General features: G+C 68.3%; 16 protein-coding genes. 7 read left to right on the forward strand and 9 right to left on the reverse strand.

Annotation, left to right across the window (positions count from 1 at the left end):
• Nucleotides 1–124 precede the first annotated feature (124 nt).
• Nucleotides 125–622, forward strand: coding sequence for a RidA family protein (locus RS901_RS22535; RefSeq protein WP_316156056.1), 498 nt, complete (start codon nucleotides 125–127; stop codon nucleotides 620–622).
• 157 nt (nucleotides 623–779) lie between these two features.
• Here the strand turns inward: RS901_RS22535 and RS901_RS22540 are convergent, their stop codons facing one another.
• Both RS901_RS22540 and RS901_RS22545 read right to left on the reverse strand, forming a co-directional pair.
• Nucleotides 780–1,166: a nuclear transport factor 2 family protein gene (locus RS901_RS22540; RefSeq protein ID WP_316156057.1), complete on the reverse strand. Its 387-nt coding sequence runs from the start codon at nucleotides 1,164–1,166 to the stop codon at nucleotides 780–782.
• A gap of 106 nt (nucleotides 1,167–1,272) precedes the next feature.
• Nucleotides 1,273–2,166 (reverse strand): LysR family transcriptional regulator, encoded by an 894-nt coding sequence (locus RS901_RS22545; RefSeq protein WP_316156059.1) that lies wholly within the window; start codon nucleotides 2,164–2,166, stop codon nucleotides 1,273–1,275.
• A gap of 87 nt (nucleotides 2,167–2,253) precedes the next feature.
• On the opposite strand from RS901_RS22545, the gene RS901_RS22550 reads away from it, so the two are divergent.
• Nucleotides 2,254–3,030, forward strand: coding sequence for an NAD(P)H-dependent oxidoreductase (locus RS901_RS22550; protein ID WP_316156062.1), 777 nt, complete (start codon nucleotides 2,254–2,256; stop codon nucleotides 3,028–3,030).
• Nucleotides 3,031–3,060: 30 nt separating this feature from the next.
• Here the strand turns inward: RS901_RS22550 and RS901_RS22555 are convergent, their stop codons facing one another.
• Together RS901_RS22555 and RS901_RS22560 are read right to left on the reverse strand one after the other, a co-directional pair.
• A complete protein-coding gene (locus RS901_RS22555; protein ID WP_316156064.1) occupies nucleotides 3,061–4,044 on the reverse strand; it encodes a tripartite tricarboxylate transporter substrate binding protein in 984 nt (327 codons plus the stop codon).
• 80 nt (nucleotides 4,045–4,124) lie between these two features.
• A complete protein-coding gene (locus tag RS901_RS22560; protein WP_316156066.1) occupies nucleotides 4,125–5,579 on the reverse strand; it encodes an amidase in 1,455 nt (484 codons plus the stop codon).
• 118 nt (nucleotides 5,580–5,697) lie between these two features.
• Between RS901_RS22560 and RS901_RS22565 the strand changes: the two genes are divergently transcribed.
• Nucleotides 5,698–6,624: a LysR substrate-binding domain-containing protein gene (locus RS901_RS22565; RefSeq protein ID WP_316156068.1), complete on the forward strand. Its 927-nt coding sequence runs from the start codon at nucleotides 5,698–5,700 to the stop codon at nucleotides 6,622–6,624.
• Nucleotides 6,625–6,660: 36 nt separating this feature from the next.
• Here RS901_RS22565 and RS901_RS22570 read toward each other — a convergent pair whose 3' ends face one another.
• Complete coding sequence (locus RS901_RS22570; protein ID WP_316156070.1) at nucleotides 6,661–7,596, reverse strand: BON domain-containing protein; 936 nt, start codon at nucleotides 7,594–7,596, stop codon at nucleotides 6,661–6,663.
• 307 nt (nucleotides 7,597–7,903) lie between these two features.
• Complete coding sequence (locus RS901_RS22575) at nucleotides 7,904–8,518, reverse strand: OB-fold protein (protein WP_316156072.1); 615 nt, start codon at nucleotides 8,516–8,518, stop codon at nucleotides 7,904–7,906.
• A gap of 392 nt (nucleotides 8,519–8,910) precedes the next feature.
• Between RS901_RS22575 and RS901_RS22580 the strand changes: the two genes are divergently transcribed.
• Nucleotides 8,911–9,585, forward strand: a complete 675-nt coding sequence (locus tag RS901_RS22580; RefSeq protein ID WP_316156074.1) for a response regulator transcription factor — start codon at nucleotides 8,911–8,913, stop codon at nucleotides 9,583–9,585.
• A 9-nt stretch (nucleotides 9,586–9,594) separates the two neighbouring features.
• Nucleotides 9,595–11,481, forward strand: coding sequence for a sensor histidine kinase (locus RS901_RS22585; protein ID WP_316156076.1), 1,887 nt, complete (start codon nucleotides 9,595–9,597; stop codon nucleotides 11,479–11,481).
• A 55-nt stretch (nucleotides 11,482–11,536) separates the two neighbouring features.
• On the opposite strand, the gene RS901_RS22590 is transcribed toward RS901_RS22585, so the two are convergent.
• Complete coding sequence (locus RS901_RS22590; RefSeq protein WP_316156078.1) at nucleotides 11,537–12,757, reverse strand: MFS transporter; 1,221 nt, start codon at nucleotides 12,755–12,757, stop codon at nucleotides 11,537–11,539.
• Between the two features lie 106 nt (nucleotides 12,758–12,863).
• Between RS901_RS22590 and RS901_RS22595 the strand changes: the two genes are divergently transcribed.
• The gene (locus tag RS901_RS22595) at nucleotides 12,864–13,886 is read left to right on the forward strand and encodes a LysR family transcriptional regulator (RefSeq protein ID WP_316156080.1); all 1,023 of its coding nucleotides are present in this window, start codon (nucleotides 12,864–12,866) and stop codon (nucleotides 13,884–13,886) included.
• Between the two features lie 6 nt (nucleotides 13,887–13,892).
• Here RS901_RS22595 and RS901_RS22600 read toward each other — a convergent pair whose 3' ends face one another.
• Entirely contained in the window at nucleotides 13,893–14,441 is a 549-nt protein-coding gene (locus tag RS901_RS22600; protein ID WP_316156082.1) for a hypothetical protein, read from the reverse strand.
• Between the two features lie 379 nt (nucleotides 14,442–14,820).
• Between RS901_RS22600 and RS901_RS22605 the strand changes: the two genes are divergently transcribed.
• Nucleotides 14,821–16,770: a methyl-accepting chemotaxis protein gene (locus tag RS901_RS22605; protein WP_316156083.1), complete on the forward strand. Its 1,950-nt coding sequence runs from the start codon at nucleotides 14,821–14,823 to the stop codon at nucleotides 16,768–16,770.
• A gap of 15 nt (nucleotides 16,771–16,785) precedes the next feature.
• Here the strand turns inward: RS901_RS22605 and RS901_RS22610 are convergent, their stop codons facing one another.
• Nucleotides 16,786–16,986, reverse strand: coding sequence for a DUF2905 domain-containing protein (locus RS901_RS22610; protein WP_010810842.1), 201 nt, complete (start codon nucleotides 16,984–16,986; stop codon nucleotides 16,786–16,788).
• Nucleotides 16,987–17,423 lie beyond the last annotated feature (437 nt).

Below are 17,423 nucleotides of genomic sequence, written 5' to 3' on the forward strand. Positions count from 1 at the left end.
CAGTGGAAGACACCAGTGGAACGGAGGAATGCCCATGCTACCATCAAGGCCGCGCTTGACCTCAAGCTAAGTTGAGGTTTGATACTTGCGACTCCACTGTTCGCCACGCCTCAATACAGAGCTGATGACCATGTTCCCGTTCTCGCCCTCATCCTTGCGTTCACCCTCGATGCTCGCGCTGCCTTCAATGCCCACCATGCCGGTCGCCCGCCCCAATTCCTCGCTGAGCCTCATCAATCCCGAGGGCCTGTACGACCCGCGGCCCAACGGCTATTCGCATGTGGCCATGGTGGAAGGCCCGGCCCGCATCGTCTATATCGCGGGGCAGGGCGGTGAGGACGCGGCCGGTTGCCTGCCGCTCGATTTTCCGCGCCAGGTGGCACGCGCCATGCAGAACCTGCGCATCGCGCTGCAAGCGGCAGGTGCCGACGTGGGCGATGTGGCCAAGCTCACGGTGCTGGTGGTCGACCACTCGCACGACCGCCTGCGTACCTTCGGTGCGGCGCTGCGCGAGATGTGGGGCGACAAGCCAACGCCGGCCTGCACGCTGATCCCGGTGCCGCGGCTGGCGCTGGACAATATGCTGTTCGAGATCGAAGCGACGGCGGTGCTGCCGGGCTGAACGCAGCTCAACGACTGCGTGATCGCCGAAGTGGCGCGCGTGGTCGGGCGGGAGCGGATGAAGGCAATGCGCTTCGGGCCGATGTCAAAGGCAGGATTGCCTGCAGCCGCGAAGTAGGCCTGGGCTGCGGCGCTTTGCCGCAGCGGCTGTCCTATCTTCAGCGCGGTGCGGCGCTGAAAGTCTTGTTGACGATCTTCCAGGCGCCGTCGATTTCCAGCAGCGTCATATAGTCGGTGAAGGTCACGCCCGGGTATTCCAGCACGACCTTGGCGACGCCGGCATTGCCCACCACATCGAACTGCGTGATAAAGCGCTTGCGCTGCGCCTCGTCCGCCGCGGGATGGCCGGGGCAGCGCGCCGAGGTGAATTCCTCAACCGTCAGCGAATGCAGCTTGCCATCACGGAACGAGACGATGCGTGCGTCGGCTGCAAACGCCTTGTACATGAATTCGGCCTTACCGGTGACATGGCCCTGCAGGTAGTCCTCGATCGGCGCGAGCGCGGCCACGTGGCGGGAAGTCAGGCCCGTTTCCGAATACGTCATGGTCTCCTCCAAAACTGGGGCGGCACCGGGTTACCACCGCATGCCGCAGCGTTGAAAGCGATGATTGTATTCCAGTTTTGTATGCAAAAGTGCGATGCGGCGCCACTCAGACCGATGTGGCGATGAGTTCACGCAGCCAACTGTGTGCCGGATCGCGATGCACGCGCTCTGGCCACAACATCGACATCTCATAGCCCGGCACTTCGACTGGCGGTTGCACAACCTTCAGTCCCGGCACGCCGCGCACCAACCGCTCGGGCAACATCGCCACCAGATCGGTGCTGGCGACGGCCGACGTGACAAACAGGAAGTGGGGTACGGACAGCACCACACGCCGTTGCATGCCGGCCAGCGCCAGCGCCTCGTCGGTGACGCCGTGAAAGCCGCCGCCGTCCGGCGACACGATCACGTGGTCGAGCGCGCAGAACTGCGCCAGCGTGGGCCGCCGCTTCAGCCGCGGATGCCCGTCGCGGCCCACCAGCACATAGCGCTCGGTGAACAGGGCGCGCCGGTGCAGGCCCGGCGGCGAACCATCGGTGGTGTGCAAGGCCAGGTCCAGTTCGGCACGCTCGGCCTGCCGGGCGATGCGCGGCGGCACCATCTCCACCACGGCCAGGCGCGCGCCGGGCGCCGCCATGCGCAGCGCCTGCAGCGCCGGCAGCACGATGGTCGTTTCGCCGTAGTCGGTCGCGGCCACGCGCCAGGTGTGGGTCGAGGCAGCGGGATCGAACGGACTATCGGACGAAACCGCGTGCTCCAGCGCGCCCAATGCTTCGCGCAACGGTTCGCGCAGCGATTCGGCCCTGGCGGTGGGGCGCATGCCGCGCGGGCCCGGCAATAGCAACGGGTCGCCGAAGTAATCACGCAGCCTGGACAGGTGGACGCTGACCGAAGGCTGTGACAGGTGCAGCCGCTGCGCCGCACGGGTCACGTTGTGCTCGGACAGCAGCACATCCAGCGTCACCAGCAGGTTCAGGTCGAGCCGCCTGAGATTAGTCATGACAATACCTGGGATATTGGATATTCATTTTTAATATAGCGGACGACGGCCTATGCTGACTTCACTCAATCATTGGAAGCCGCTGTCATGAACGTACTGCTTGTCTATGCCCACCCGGAACCGAGGTCGCTCAACGGTGCGATCCGCGACTTTGCCGTGCAGCGCTTGCGCGATGCCGGGCACCAGGTCCAGGTCTCGGACCTGTATGCGATGCAATGGAAGGCCCAGCTAGACGGCGCCGACACCAAGGCGCAGCCGGGCGATGCGCCGTTCCACCCGTCACTGGATTCCAAGCACGCCTTCGAGAACGGGCTGCAGAGCGATGACATTGCGCATGAGCAGGAAAAGCTGCGCTGGGCGGACACCGTCATCCTGCAGTTCCCGCTGTGGTGGTTCTCGATGCCGGCCATCCTGAAGGGCTGGGTCGAGCGCGTCTATGCCTATGGATTTGCCTATGGCGTCGGCGAGCACTCTGACGAACGCTGGGGCGACCGATATGGCGAGGGTATGCTCGCCGGCAAGCGCGCCATGCTGATCGTCACGACCGGCGGCTGGGAATCGCACTACAGCCCGCGCGGGATCAATGGCCCGATCGACGACATCTTGTTCCCGATCCATCACGGCATCCTGTACTACCCCGGGTTTGACGTGCTGCCGCCGTACTTGGTGTATCGGACCAGCAAGGTTGACGAGGCGCGCTTTGCTCAGATTCGCGAGGAGTTGGGCGAGCGGCTAGATGCGTTGGGGACAACCGCACCGATTCCGTTCCGGCGGCAGAACGCTGGGGACTACCGGATTCCGCAGCTGACGCTTCGCGAGGAGGTTGCGCCGGGAACGGTGGGGTTCGCGGCGCATGTGGAATAAGGGCGGCAACCGACGGCCGCCCCGGTGGACTTACTCGGCGCGAATATCCGCCCGCGCCGCCACCGCCCGCATCTCCGGCAATTCCTTCTCCACCCGCGCCTTCACCGCCGCGCCATTGCCATAAGCCGGCGTCAGCGCCAGTTCGACCATGCGCGCTTTGGTAGCCGGCGCGCTGGCGACGTCCGCCAGGGCTTTCTCCAGCTTCTGCTGCACCGGCGCGGGCAGGCCCGCGGGTGCCAGCAGCGCGAACCACGTGCCCATCTGGAAGCCGGGGTAGCCGCTCTCGGCCACCGTCGGCACTTGCGGCAACGCTGGCAGTCGCTGCGGCGACAACACTGCCACTGGCCGGATCTTGCCGCCCTTGATCAGCGGCAGGGTGGCCACCACGGTATCGACCGCGACCGGCACCTGGCCGCCGGCCAGCGCGGTCAGGCTGGGGGCGCTGCCGTTGAAGGGCACGTGGACCATGCGGATGCCGGTGGTGGACTTGAGCATCTCCGCGCCGAAATGCACCGAGGAACCCGCGCCGAACGAGCCGTAGGAGAACTTGTCAGGGTGGGCTTTGGCCTGCGTCACCAGATCCTTGAGCGAGGTGATCTGCGTGTCCGGGTTGGCTACCAGCACCAGGCTCATGTCGGCGACCAGGCCCAGCGGGGTGAAGCTCTTGATGGGGTCGTAGCCCAGGTGTTGGCGGATCGCCGGGTTCAGCGTCAGCGTGGTGCTGGCCGCCAGCAGCAGCGTGTAGCCGTCGGGCGCGGCCTTGGATACCTGGGTGGCGCCGATCACGGTGCTGGCGCCCGGCTTGTTCTCGACCACCACCGACTGGCCGAGCTTTTCGCCAAGGCCGACTGCCAGCAGGCGGCCCAGCACGTCAGTGGCGCCGCCCGCGGCGAAGGGCACCACCAGCCGGATCGGGCGGTCCGGCCAGGACTGCGCGGCGGCGGGCGTTGTGGACAGCATCGCGCTCAGGGCGGCGGCGCAGGCGAGAAACAGCTTCGGGGGCATTGCGGTCATCGTTGGCACTCCTGCCGGCAGTTGTAGGAATAGAAGGCAATCGGAAGCAATACGAAGCGGGGCCAGGACAAGTCGAGGGCTCAATCGAGCCAGGGGCTGCGCACGCGCGAGAAGCTGCCGGCCTGGTCATAGGCATGGCCGAGCTGCAGCACCGCGGCGTCGGCCTGCGCCGGGCCGATGATCTGGATGCCGGCCGGCAGGCCCTGGGGGCCGAAGCCGGCTGGTGCGGCCAGGGCGGGCAGTCCGGCCATGGTGGCCGGCACCACCGCCTGCATCCAGCGGTGGTAGGTGTCCATGTCGCGGCCGTCGATGGCGTGCGGCCAGTCCCAGTCGGCATCGAACGGGAACACCTGCGCGGCCGGCAGCACCAGGTAGTCGAAGCGCTCGAACAGCGAGCGCAATGCCTGGTACCACGCGCTGCGCTCGCACAAGGCCTCGTACACGCGCGTGCCCGGCAGGGCCAGGCCGCGCTCGATTTCCCATGCGGCCTCAGGCTTGAGCAGCGCGCGCCTGGCGGGGTCGTGGTACAGCGCCGCGTTGGCGCCGGCCACCGAGAAGCTGCGCAGGTCGATCCACGCGTGCCACAGGCGCTCCAGGTCGAACTCGGGCAGCGCGGGGTCCACGGTGCAGCCGAGCGTGCGCAGGTGCGTGAGCGCCTGCTCGCAGGTCTCGAGCACGCCGGCTTCGGTCGGCAGGTGGCCGCCCAGGTTGCCCAGCCAGCCGATGCGCACGCCGGCCCAGTCGCGTTCGGGCGGCAGCGTGAAGGTGCCGGACGCTTCGGTGCGGTGCGTCAGCGGCAGGCGCGCGTCAAAGCCGGCATGCACCGACAGCAGCAGGGCCAGGTCCGGCACGTTGCGCGCCATCGGGCCGGCCACGCTGAACTGCTGGAAGAAGACCTCGTCGCCCGGGCCGTGCGGCACGCAGCCGACCGAGGTGCGCAGGCCATACACGTGGTTGAACGCCGCGGGCGTGCGCAGCGAGCCCATCATGTCCGAGCCATCCGCCACCGGCAGCATGTGCAGCGCCACCGCCACCGCGGCGCCGCCGCTGCTGCCGCCGGCTGAGCGTGCCGGGTCGAAGGCGTTGCGGGTGGTGCCGTAGACCGGGTTGTAGGTATGGCCGCCCAGGCCAAACTCCGGCGAGTTGGTGCGCCCGACAAAGACCGCGCCGCCGGCGCGCATGCGCTCGAAGATCACGGCGTCGGCCTCGCTGACCTGCCCCGCGAAGATCGGCGAGCCCTTGGTGGTGACCATGCCTGCCGCCGGGCTGATGTCTTTTGGCGCCTGTGGGAAGCCATGCAGCGGGCCGCGGCTGGCGCCGCGTGCCAGTTCGGCGTCGAGCCCGGCGGCCTGCGCGCGCAGGGTGTCGCGCCCCACCGGCGCCACGATGGCATTGACGCGCGGGTTGTGGCGGTCGATCTGGCCAAGGAAGGCATTGAGCACTTCCACGCACGAGACCTCGCGTGCATGGATGGCGCGCGACAGGGCGACGGCATCGAGTTCGGTGATGGGATCGGTGGACGGGGTGGGCGCCATGGCTCGGGTGTCTCCTGTGGTGTCGGGAAAAAGCATACGGGCGGCGCACGGTTTCCCGCAATCGATGATTTTTTCAAATATCCTTGCGTAAAACGCAAACCACCCGCCGGAGCCGCCCATGCTGTCGCATCGCCTGCAGGAAACCTCGCTGCGCTATTTCCTGGAGGTGATGCGCAGCGGCTCGCTGACCGAGGCGGCGCAGCGGCTGAATGTCACCGTGTCGGCGGTGAGCCGCCAGGTCGGCGCGCTCGAGGCGTTGCTCGGCGTGCCCCTGTTCGATCGCCGGCCGCGTGGCATGGTGGCCAGCGCCGCCGGGGAGTTGCTGGCGGCCTATGCCCTGCGCGGCGCACTGGAAGCCGATCGGGTGGTGTCAAAGATTGCCGCGCTGCAGGGCCTGCGCCGGGGCCGGGTGCGGGTGGCCAGCTCGGCGGGGTTTGCGATCGAGTTCCTGCCGCGCATCATTGCCGAGTTCCGCCAGCGCTATCCGGGCCTGCAGTTCCATGTGCGCGTGGCGCCGCCTGCCGAAGTCACCGGCATCGTGCTGCATGGCGATGCGGACATCGGCATCACCTACAGTCGCGCCGCGGAGCAGGGCATCCGCGTGGAGCACCGCCAGCCCGCGCCGGTGATTGCCATCATGCGTCCGGACCATCCGCTGGCGCGCTTTCGCAGCGTCACGCTGGCGCAGATGCAGCCTTATCCGCTGGCGCTGCCGGAGGGCGACAACACCGTGCGCCAGCTGTTCGACATCGCTTGCGGCGAACGCGGCATGGTGTTCGAACCGGTGCTGGTGACCAACCACTTCGAGACTTTGACCAACTTCGTGCTGCACGGTGGCGGGCTGTCGATCTCCGGCGCCGTCACCGTGGGCGACAGGTTGCGCCGCGGCGAACTGCACGCTGCCTCGATCCGGGAGCGCGGCATGCGCAGCCGCGCGGTCGAACTGCAGACGCTGGGGGGCCGCACCCTGCCTGAAGGCGTGCATGCGTTCCTGGGGTTTATCCGCGAACGGCTGGCGGCGGAGGTTGGCGTGGCGGGCGCCTAGGCCGAAGCTGGCCTGCGGCGCCCGCCATTGTTGGCGTCATCCGCGCCAGGTGCTGCCGGTCACATCGCCGGTGCCGCGGGCTTCGTGGGGCTCGCGGCGCACGCGGATGTCGTTGTTGACCTCCTTGACGCCGTAGGTGCCGTCGGCCAGGTCTTCGATATAGAACTTCTGGCCGCGGTCGCGCACGGTGCCGGTCAGTGACACCACGCCTTCGCTGACGTCGACGCTGACGTCGCTCACGTCAACGCCGCGCGCGTAGCTCAGCTGCTCGCAGATCTGGTCGCGGATGCGCTCGTCGCTGCGCTGGTAGCCGCGCGGGCCAGTGTGGCGTTCTGAGGTGCCGAACCAGTCGCCCACGGCTTCGCCGATGCGGCGGCCCAGGTTGTAGAGCACGCCATGCGAGCCCTCGCGCTCGTCATCGGGAATGTCGGTTTCCCAGCCGCGGCGCTGCGCATATTCCCGGTAGCCCGGGCTGTGGCGCCGGGCTTCATAGCGCTGCTTCTCTTCCCAGTCCTCGCGCGGGTCGACCCAGTAGCGGGTGTCGCTGCGCAGGTCGCTGAAGTAGGTGTCATGGCCGCGCGCATGAGGCGACTCACGCGGATCCCGTGCGCGTTCGGCGCTGCGGCGCCACTGGCGCTCGGCGTTCTCGTCGTCGCGTTCCCATGCCTGCGGATCGCGCCATTCGCTGGCACGTTCCCAACCATAGCCGCCGTTCAGGCCGTAGCGCAGGTTGCTGCCGTAGCGAGCGCCGGACGGGTGTTCCGGGTACCTGCCGGCGCCGTACGCTTCATTGAAATCCCGGCCCGGGCGGGCGGGGCCGCCGTAGCTGGTCTGGCCGGGCGCCATTTGCTGGCGCCGACGCCGCGCTTGCCAGCGCTCCTGTTCGGATTCAGGTTGCCAGTCATCGTCTTCCCATGCCTGGCGGCGTTGGCGCGCGGCGCGCGCATTGCGCTCATCGTAGTAGTAGCCCATGCTGCTTTCCTGACAGTGTGCGTGTGGCGCCATGTGCGGGCGCAGGCGCACACGCCGTGCGCGAACCGCTGGCGGGTAATCAGGAAGGGGCAAGATTCGTACCGTGCGGCGGGTGCACCGCGGACGGGGGTTTGCCGGCACTTTGGTGCACTGCATCCATGCAAGGGTTTCAGAGCTTGTAAGGGATGCCGGTCCGGATGGGCGGGGCGTGCCGCAGTATCCACATGGCGCGAGGCAGGGCGCCACGCGCACCGGGGCAGGCGTGCCGGGCGGCCGTACTGCCGCCCGTCGCCACCTTTTTGCCGGTTTACTTCGTGCTGCTGGTCTTGGTCGACTTTGTCGATTTGGTCGATTTGGTGGTCGTGGCTTTCGCAGGGGCGGCTGCGCTGCCAGCGGCCGTGGTCGCCGGGGTCGGTTCGATCTTCGACTTGGCGAACGCAAAATAGCATTCGGTATTGCTGTTGTTGTACGTTTCCGAATCGCTTGTGGCCAGCACGCCGGTGACGTTGATCTTGTCCCCGGTCTGCAGGTTGCTGATCTTCTTCTGGTTGACCATCAGCGCATCGCGCATCAGCGCCTTGCCGGTGCACTGCGGATTGACCGAGTCCTTGAAGTAGACGGCGATGGTGTCGTCCGACTTGCGCAGGCCATCCACCTTGGTGATGCGGGCGACCGTACCGGATACCAGGATTGCCTGCGAATCCCACTTCTTCTTCGCGGTGATTTCGTTCTTCTTCCAGTCCGACCAGATATCGCCCAGCGAAGCCGGCTTCGGATCCGCCAGCATGCGGAAGTCGCCGCTCAGCACGTCGCCGGTGCCGTCGAGCACGCCGCTGATGGAGGACATTGCGCCGTCCATCGATTCACACCCCGCCAGCAACCCGGCCAGCGCGAGCCCTACCACCAGTTTTCCCGTCTTCATTCTTTTTTTCTCCAGGTCCGCCAGCTCCCTCGGCTGACGCCGGGGCATTGTATTCGTACAACCTGCAAAATCCAACAGAACTGGCAAAAACGCTCTATTTCCGGCAAAAATGAGGTGGCATCCCCGAGCGGGGTTGTCCCGGCTTAATCTCGGGAGCCGGCCGGTTCGGCGCCTCCCCGGAACATGGGATGGGCAACGGTGCGCGGCCATGCGATGAGCAAGGGCGGCAGACAAGCGCGGCGGCGTTTACCCTGAAGGGACCCGCCCGGCCGTCCCATGCGCGGGCGGATATGGCAGAATCCGCCGTCGTGCCCGGCACAGCATGCAGTAGTACGGGCAGCAAGACTGGCCCGACAACGGGCAGCACCACGGCATGGCTCGGGAACACAGGCATGGCAAGCACAACAAGAGTCCTGATCGTCGAAGACGATCCCGCAGCGCTGAGCCGCCTGGTGCAGGCCGTTGAGATGCATGCGCCGGCCACGGTGGTGGCAGGCTGCACCGCCAGCGCGACGGAAGCGCTGGCCTGGCTGGCGCAGCACCAGCCCGACGTGTTGCTGTGCGACCTCGGCCTGCCGGACGGCAGCGGCATCGACGTGATCCGCGACGCGCGCGCGCGCTATCCCGCCTGCGACTGCATGGTGGTCACGGTGTTCGGCGACGACCAGCACGTGCTGGCCAGCATCGAGGCGGGCGCCATCGGCTACCTGCTCAAGGACGAAACCACGGACCGCATCGCCGCCTCCATCGGTGAACTGCGCGGGGGCGGCTCGCCGATGAGCCCGCTGATCGCGCGGCAGGTGGTGAACCGGCTGCGCGGCGCGCCGGCCGAGGCGGTTGCGCGCGATACCGCGGCCACCGGCGCCGTGGTGCTGTCGGTGCGCGAGAACGAGATCCTTGACCTGATCTCGCGCGGCTATACCTATGCCGAGACTGCCCGCTACCTGGGTCTGAGCGTGCATACCGTGCAATCGCACATCAAGAACATCTACGGCAAGCTGGCGGTGCGCTCGCGCGGCGAGGCCGTGTTCGAGGCGGCCAAGCTGGGCCTGCTCAAGTCCTTGTAACCCCACCCCATGCTGCATCGTCCGCGCCACTTCCGGACCGTGCTTGCCGTGCTGCTGGCATGGGCCTGCCTGATGCTGTCCGGCATGGCGGCAGCCGAGGGCACGATGGAACTCGCCGCGGCCACGCGCTCGGCCACGCTGACCGACGGCACGGTGCTGCCGGCGCGCCTGCTGACGCTGCCTGACTACTGGGACCGGGAGCAGCCGGGCAAGTCCGGCACGCTAGTCTACGAACTGCGCTTTGACCGCAACTGGCCCGCGGCTGACCCTGGGGGGCTGTTCGTACCATGGGCCGGCGGCAGCTACGAGGTGCGCCTCAATGGCGTGCTGATCGCCGCCGGCGGGCGCCTGGACGCTCCGTCGTCGGCGCTGGCCAAGCGCCCCTACTACGCGGCCGTGCCGCCCGAGCTGGCGAGCGCGCACGGCAACCTGCTGCGCATCACCGTGGCGGCGCGCGCCTATGCGCGCTCGGGCCTGCTGCCGGTGACGGTGGGTCCGGCCGCCGAAGTGCGCGCGCAGTTCGAGCAGGCCTTCCGCCTGCGCGTGGTCGGCCCGCTGATCGCGGCGGTGCTCAGCGTCGTGCTGGGCTGCCTCGCGCTGCTGATCTGGTGGCGCCAGCGCGATCCGCTGTTCGGCCTGTACGGGCTGGCCGAGGTCGCGTGGAGCGTGCGGCTGCTCGACTACTTTGTCGATGACCTGGCGATTCCCGCGGAACTGCGCAGCTATATCGTCGCCGCCGCGCGCGAGGTATTCCTGGGCGCCATCGCCCGGTTCTGCCTGCTGGTGATCCGCGTGCCGTGGCGCTGGCTGCATCGCACGCTCAATGCCTACCTGTGGCTGGCGCTGCCGGTGATCGCGCCGCTGGCCGCCGTGTCAAGCCACCCGATGGTCTTTCCGCTGAGCTGGCTGGTCAAGGTGGGCATCATCCTGACCGTGGCCGGCGCGATGGTATGGGGCGCATTGCGCCGGCCCAGCCGCGAGGCAACGCTGCTGGCCGCCACCGTGGGCGTGTCGGCGGTGCTGTTCCTGGCGGACTGGATCAAGGTCTGGCTGACCGGCGACTACTACTGGGTCCATTCCATGACCCGCTATGTGTCCGTGCCGTTCAGCGTGGTGATGGCATGGATGCTGGTGGAGCGCTACACCAGTGCGGTGCAGAGCCTGCAGGACGCCAACCAGGTGCTGACCGAGCGCGTCGCGCAGCGCGAGGCGCAGCTGCGCGCGGCCTTCGCGCGCACGCAGAAGATCGCCGCGGAGGAGACCGCGCTGCGCGAGCGCGGCCGCATCCTGCGCGACATGCACGATGGCCTGGGCAGCCAGCTTGTCACCACGATCTCGATGCTGGAATCCGGCAAGGCAAGCTCCCCGGAAATCGCCGTGCAGGTCCGGCACGCCCTGGATTCGCTGAAGCTCTCCATCGACGCCATGCAGGACACCGGCGGCGACCTGGCGGCGGTGCTGGGCAACCTGCGCTACCGCCTGGGGCCACGCATCGCCGATGGCGGCCTCGATATCCACTGGGAGGTCGAGCGCCTGCCCACGCTGGCGCATTTCACCGCTCGCAAGGTGCAGGAGCTGCAATACCTGCTGCTCGAAGGCATCACCAACGTGCTGCAGCATGCGCGGGCAACCGCCCTGACCGTGACCGCCCATGCGGACATGGACGCGCAGGTGATCCGGATCACGCTGGCCGACAACGGCCGCGGCTTCGACACAGGGGCCACGCGCGGCGGGCGCGGGCTGCGCAATATGCAGGTGCGCGCGGCGGCCATCGACGGGCGGCTGCTGATCCGGTCGGCGCCGGGCAGTACGGCGCTGACGGTGGAGGTGCCGCTGGCCCCGGGAGACGGCGATGAGGCCGGCACCGACGGGGAGGGCATCGCCCCCGCCGCGTAGAGGCTCCGGGCGGCCTCGGCGCGAAGGCTCAGCATGCCAGGCCGGGGGCTGGCGCTCAGCGCGCGCCACGCCGCGGCGCCAGCCGCACGGCCAGCGCAGCCAGCGCGGCGGCGGTCGCCAGCGCGGCCACGCCGGTCCAGCCGAAACGCGCCAGTGCCAGGCTGCCGAGCGCGGCGCCGACGGCCATGCCGGTGAACATGCAGACGAACAGCACGGCATTCAGGCGGCTGCGCGCGCCCGGATCGATGCCATAGACGATGGTCTGGTGCGCGACCAGGGCGATCTGGACACCGAGGTCGAACCCGATGGCGCTGGCGCCGATCAGCCACAGCTGCGCATGCGGCGATACCAGCGGGTTCAGCAGCATGCCGGCAAACGACAGCGCTGCCAGTGCCGCGCCCAGCCGGGTCACCCGCTCCGGCCCGCTGCGGTCGGCAAGGCGCCCGGCAAGCGGGGCGCCCAGCGCGCCGGCGGCGCCGGCCAGGCCGAACGCGCCCGCGGCTTCACTGCCGAGATGGAACGGTGCGCCATGCAGCATCACCGCCAGCGTGGACCAGAACGCGCTGAAGCCCACCGACAGCAGCCCCTGCGCCAGGGCGGCGCGGCGCAAGGCGCCATGCTCGCGCCACAGGGCCGCCAGCGAGGCCAGCAGCGCATGATACGGCAGCACCGTGGTGGGCGTGAAGCGCGGCAACTGGCGTCGGGCAACCAGCGCGACCGCCGCGATGCTGGCCGCCGCAATCATGAACATGGCGCGCCAGCCGAAGTGCGCGGCGACGAAGCCGCTCACCACCCGCGACAGCAGGATGCCCAGCAGCAATCCGGTCATGACTGTCCCGACCACCTTGCCGCGCTGCGCCGCGGGCGCCAGCGCCGCTGCAGCGGGCACGATGTCCTGGGCTATGGTGGCGGCCAGGCCCACCACCAGGCTGGATACCAGCAACGCGCCAATGCCGGGCGCCAGGCCCGCCAGCAGCAAGGCGCCGACCAGCGCCACCGCCTTGGCCACGATGATGCGGCGGCGGTCATAGCGGTCGCCCAGCGGCGCCAGCAGCAGGATGCCCAGCGCATAGCCGAGCTGCGTCAGGGTCGGGATGGCGCCGGTTGCCGAATCGGAGGCATGCAGGTCGGGTGCCATCACCCCGAGCATGGGCTGGCTGTAGTACAGCGAGGCGACTGACAGGCCCGCGCCGACGGCAAGCAGCAGCACCAGGCGTCCCGGCAAGGACGGGCTGGCAACGGTGGCGGCGGATGGGCTGGCGGGAACAGAGGACATGTTGGGGTTGCGTGGTCCGCAGGCAGGTTTGGATGGCTCGAAGTGTTGTCCACGCGGGCGGATTCTGGTAGACGTGCGGGATGAACAATGGTTATACGAGATACGTATGAAACGCCAGCCAGCATTGCCGCGAACCCACGCCGCGCAGGGCAGGGCAACTGCCCGCGGCGCCACCAGCGCCGACCGCATAGACCTGATGCAGACCTTTGTGCGCATCGTCGAGGCCGGCAGCCTGTCGATGGCGGCAGCGCAGCTGCAGACGACTCAGCCCACCGTCAGCCGGCGCCTGCAGACGCTGGAGCGGTTGCTCGGCGTGCGACTGCTGCAGCGCTCCACGCATGCGATGAAGCTGACCGAGGACGGCGAGCGTTGCTATGAGCGTGCCAAGGAACTGGTGGCCGACTGGACCATGTTCGAGGCCGACGTGCGCGGGGTCGGGCATGCGCCGGCAGGCACGTTGCGTGTGGTGGTGCCGCACGCTTTCGGGCAGGAGCTGCTGGTCGGCCCGCTGGCCGGCTTCTTGCAGCAGTACCCCGAAGTCTCGGTGGAATGGCTGCTGCATGACCGTACCCCGGATTTCATCGCCGAGGCCATCGATTGTGCGATTCATGTGGGCGAGGTGCATGAACCCGGCGTGGTGGCGGTGCGGCTCGCCGACGTGCCGCGCGCGGTCATTGCCGCACCGTCGCTGTTTGAGGGTAAGCCGCTGCCACGCCGGCCGGAAGACCTGGAGGCCTTGCCATGGCTGGCGCTGCGCACCTTCTATCGCAATGAGATCGTGCTGCAGAACACGCAGACGCAGGCGCGCCAAGGCATCGCATTCCAGCCGCGCATGAGCACGGACAGCCTCTACGCGCTGCATTCGGCGACCCGGCTAGGGCTGGGCGTTGCCGTCGGCTCGGCCTGGATCTTTGCCGACGACATTGCCAGCGGCAGGCTGCTGCACCTGCTGCCGCAGTGGCAGGCGGACCCCTTGCCGATCTACCTGGTCTACCCCCATGCGCGCTTCTATCCGGCGAAGCTCAGGTTGTTTGTCGATGCCATGCGGCAAGCCATTCCCACGCCGGGTATGGTCGGGAGCCCGGGCCCGCAGCGGCGCGAGCGCGGCGAGCGGACCCGTCGCGCATGAGCGTGCTCAGGGAGGCGCGGAAGACGACCCCGCTTGCGCCGGGGGCGTGGGCCGCAGGCACGACCAGGCCCACCCCAGCAGCGTGAAGACCAGGAACGGGTAAGCGAAGAACGGCAGCGGCTCGGACAAGGGCGTCAGGCCGCTGCCGCCCAGCATCCGCAGCGACGACGCCGCCAGCAGGATGGCCGCGATCGCACCCGGCATCCGGACCGCATTCGGCATCACCGTTGGGGCGCTGATCAGTACCAGCGCCGCGGCCCACAGCCCGGCGCCCGCGGCGAAGGACGGCGCGCTGTCCTCCAGCGCCATGCCCGCGCCCGACACCACCAGCGCCTGCCCGGCGAGAAAGACCAGGAAGCCCGCGGCCACCAGGTCATGGTGGTGGCGGAAGAAATGCACGGCAAGCAATGCGGAGGCGATGACCAGGGCGATGCCGTCGAGGCCCCAGGCCAGGCTGCGCCATGACGCCGACGGGACAAAGCTCCCGCCCATGCCAAGCAGGGCACCGGCAACCAGGCAGACGGGCGCCAGCAGCGGGGGGCGGTGACGGTGCATGCGAGTCTCCTCCGTGCCAGGCGGCTTGCGGCAGCGCTGCCGCCTCACAAGATACTAGGCGCCCCGGGGTCTGGCCGCGGAGTGGCCGGTACCGAAGCCGTGCGGGCCATGCCACACATGGCGATGGCGGACCGGCTGGCGACCGGTCAGGAGCACAAGGCCGGAAAAGCCGCCGTCACCCCTTGCCCGATGTCCCACACGTCTTCGGTGCAGGTGGGCAGGCAGCGGTGCCGACGCTGCCCGCAACCCGTGCTGTCTGCCCCACTTCAGCGCATTTTCCGCACCGGATTTGCGCATTATCAAGACCTTCGAAATCCGCGCTTCAGGCCTGCCAATCAAGGCCGATAGGAGGAAATCCAAGCCAGGTTCCGCGACCGCCATGACTCCTATTTTCCTTCCCGCCGAGCGCCTGATGGCGCGCCTGAATATCAACCGCAAGCTCGCGCTGATCGCCGTGCTGTTCCTGGTGCCGCTATGCGGCGCGATGTACGTGGTGCTGAGCGATGCGGCGCGATCGATCCGCACCACCGGCGATGAAGTGCGGGGGCTTGCCGTGGCCGGGCATGCGCTCGACTTCATGCGCGAGACCCAGGTCCGGCGCGGCGCCGCCAATGCGGTGTTGTCGGGCAATACGGCCTTTCGCGCCACCTTCGACGCGGCCGACAACAAGGCCGCGGCCGGCCTGGCGGGGCTGACGCGCAGCATCGCGGAGAATCCTGCATTCGAACTGGCGGCCGGGGCGCGCAAGCTGGAGCAGGACTGGCAGCATCTGCGCGGGCTTGGCCTGGACACCACGGCGGGGCCGCTGTTCGAGCGCCACAGCGCGCTGGTGCGGCAGACGCAGGCGTTTATCGGCGATGTGGCCGAGCGCTCGCAGCTGGCGCTGGACAGTGAAGCGGGCTCTTACTACCTGCTCAACCTGCTGGTGGGCCCGATGCCGCGCCTGGCTGAGCTGAGCGCGCTGGCGCGCGGCCGTGGGGCCGGCATCATCGCGCAGGGCGGCTATGCCGATGCCGCGCAGCAGGCGGGCCTGGGCGCGCTCGCCGAGCAGATCCACGAGGGGCTGGAAACGGTGCGGCGCGACATCGCGCGCGTCGGGAACGCGGCACCCGCGTACCGGCCGCGCATCGACGCCGCGCTGGCGCGGCTCGCCGCGATGGACAACTTCCATCGCACGCTCAAGGTCCGGATGCTGGGCGCGACCGGCATCGATATCGATGCCAAGACCTACTTCGACGAGGCCACCGCGGCCATCGAAGGCGTTGCGGCCGCCAACAAGGCGTTTGCCGGGATCGTGGACGCCATGCTGGCACAGCGTGTCGCGGCGCAGGAAGGGCAGTTCGTGTTGCTGGCGGGCATTGCGCTGGTTACCGTAGCCGCCGCGTTCTACCTGTTCATCGGCTTCAGCCGCGGCATGCGCGGCGACGTGCGGCAGGTGGCGGAGATGGTCGAGCGCATCAATGCGGGCGACCTGACCCTGCGCATCTCGGTGCGCGGGCGCGACGAACTGAGCGAGATCAAGCGGCACCTGCTGTCGCTGGTGGACAGCTGGCGCGCGCTGATCGGCGACACTAAGGCCGGCGCGCACAACGTGCTGGCGGCGGCGGGCGATATCGCGCAGGGCAATATCGACCTGTCGCAGCGCACCGAGGAGCAGGCTTCGTCGCTGGAGCAGACCGCGGCCAGCATGGAGCAGCTGACGGCGACCGTGCAGCAGAACGCCAGCAATGCCGGCCAGGCCAGCGAGCTGGCGCGCGAGGCGTCTGGCGTGGCGCGCGCCGGCGGCGACGCGGTCGGGCGCATGCAGCAGACCATGCAGGAGATCGAGGCCGATTCGCGGCGCATCGTCGACATCATCGCGGTGATCGACGGCATTGCCTTCCAGACCAATATCCTGGCGCTGAACGCGGCGGTGGAGGCCGCGCGCGCGGGCGAGGCCGGCCGCGGCTTTGCGGTGGTGGCGACTGAAGTGCGCGGGCTGGCGCAGCGCGCCGGCAGCTCGGCCAAGGAGATCCGCACGCTGATCTCGCAATCGGCGCAGCGTGTGGCGTCGGGCAACACGCTGGCGCTGGACGTTGCCGCGACCATGGAGAGCACCGTTGCCGCCATCGGCCGCGTGACGGCGATGATGGATGAGATCAGCCATGCCTCGCGCGAGCAGAGCAGCGGCATCGCCCAGGTCAACCAGGCGGTGACGCAGATGGACCAGGTCACGCAGCAGAACGCCGCGCTGGTGGAGGAGGCCGCCGCGGCGGCGCAGTCGCTGCAGGAGCAGGCGCTGCATATGCAGCGGGCGGTGGCGGTGTTCCGGACCGAGGCGCGAGCCTAGTGCACCTCGCAGTGCTCAGCGCCGGAAGATCCAGATCACGACCGACACCAGCACCGACACCAGGATGCAGGTCGTGATCGGAAAGTAGAAGCTGAACCCGTCCCGGACGATATGGATATCGCCGGGCAGCCGCCCGAGCGGCAGCTTCGACAGCCAGGGCCAGGCAGCGGCGGCTGCGATCAGCAGGCAGCCAAGGATGAGAAGCAGGCGTTGCATGATCGGATGGATTTGTTCGGGCCGGCGGCTTGTGGCGCCCCGGATCCTGAGACGTTGGACAGGCACTTCGCCGCAGGATTGCATCGGCTCGGCGCACCGGGGGCAGGGACTATAGGTCTCGGATTTCGGAATGTAAATTGAGAGTTGGCGCTCTTTGCATGAAATTTGGTTATACCGCCGGAATGCCGCAAGGTTAGTCTGATGGTAAATTTCACGATCAGCCTGTTTTCTGATAGAAAGCACTGTTCCCTGATCCAGATGTTCAGTCTGGTTCCACAAAAATGGCGTGCTCCGGCGAAATCCACACGCTGGACGGCCAATTTCCCGCCGGGTTAACGCTAATTCTGAGTCGCAATGCCCGTTGCCTAAGATTCCGTTCAATTGGAGAACAGCAGTTCGCCATTAGAACAGCATCGCATTGCCGGCCTGCAGGACGG

This window comes from Cupriavidus sp. BIC8F (assembly GCF_032465815.1).
In the GTDB taxonomy this organism is placed as follows: Bacteria; Pseudomonadota; Gammaproteobacteria; order Burkholderiales; family Burkholderiaceae; genus Cupriavidus; species Cupriavidus necator.

Bases quoted from the DNA above. Each gene is read 5' to 3' on its own strand.
- RS901_RS22535 (WP_316156056.1), top strand. From the start codon at position 125: ATGACCATGTTCCCGTTCTCGCCCTCATCCTTGCGTTCACCCTCGATG.
- RS901_RS22540 (WP_316156057.1), bottom strand. From the start codon at position 1,166: ATGACGTATTCGGAAACGGGCCTGACTTCCCGCCACGTGGCCGCGCTC.
- RS901_RS22545 (WP_316156059.1), bottom strand. From the start codon at position 2,166: ATGACTAATCTCAGGCGGCTCGACCTGAACCTGCTGGTGACGCTGGAT.
- RS901_RS22550 (WP_316156062.1), top strand. From the start codon at position 2,254: ATGAACGTACTGCTTGTCTATGCCCACCCGGAACCGAGGTCGCTCAAC.
- RS901_RS22555 (WP_316156064.1), bottom strand. From the start codon at position 4,044: ATGACCGCAATGCCCCCGAAGCTGTTTCTCGCCTGCGCCGCCGCCCTG.
- RS901_RS22560 (WP_316156066.1), bottom strand. From the start codon at position 5,579: ATGGCGCCCACCCCGTCCACCGATCCCATCACCGAACTCGATGCCGTC.
- RS901_RS22565 (WP_316156068.1), top strand. From the start codon at position 5,698: ATGCTGTCGCATCGCCTGCAGGAAACCTCGCTGCGCTATTTCCTGGAG.
- RS901_RS22570 (WP_316156070.1), bottom strand. From the start codon at position 7,596: ATGGGCTACTACTACGATGAGCGCAATGCGCGCGCCGCGCGCCAACGC.
- RS901_RS22575 (WP_316156072.1), bottom strand. From the start codon at position 8,518: ATGAAGACGGGAAAACTGGTGGTAGGGCTCGCGCTGGCCGGGTTGCTG.
- RS901_RS22580 (WP_316156074.1), top strand. From the start codon at position 8,911: ATGGCAAGCACAACAAGAGTCCTGATCGTCGAAGACGATCCCGCAGCG.
- RS901_RS22585 (WP_316156076.1), top strand. From the start codon at position 9,595: ATGCTGCATCGTCCGCGCCACTTCCGGACCGTGCTTGCCGTGCTGCTG.
- RS901_RS22590 (WP_316156078.1), bottom strand. From the start codon at position 12,757: ATGTCCTCTGTTCCCGCCAGCCCATCCGCCGCCACCGTTGCCAGCCCG.
- RS901_RS22595 (WP_316156080.1), top strand. From the start codon at position 12,864: ATGAAACGCCAGCCAGCATTGCCGCGAACCCACGCCGCGCAGGGCAGG.
- RS901_RS22600 (WP_316156082.1), bottom strand. From the start codon at position 14,441: ATGCACCGTCACCGCCCCCCGCTGCTGGCGCCCGTCTGCCTGGTTGCC.
- RS901_RS22605 (WP_316156083.1), top strand. From the start codon at position 14,821: ATGACTCCTATTTTCCTTCCCGCCGAGCGCCTGATGGCGCGCCTGAAT.
- RS901_RS22610 (WP_010810842.1), bottom strand. From the start codon at position 16,986: ATGCAACGCCTGCTTCTCATCCTTGGCTGCCTGCTGATCGCAGCCGCC.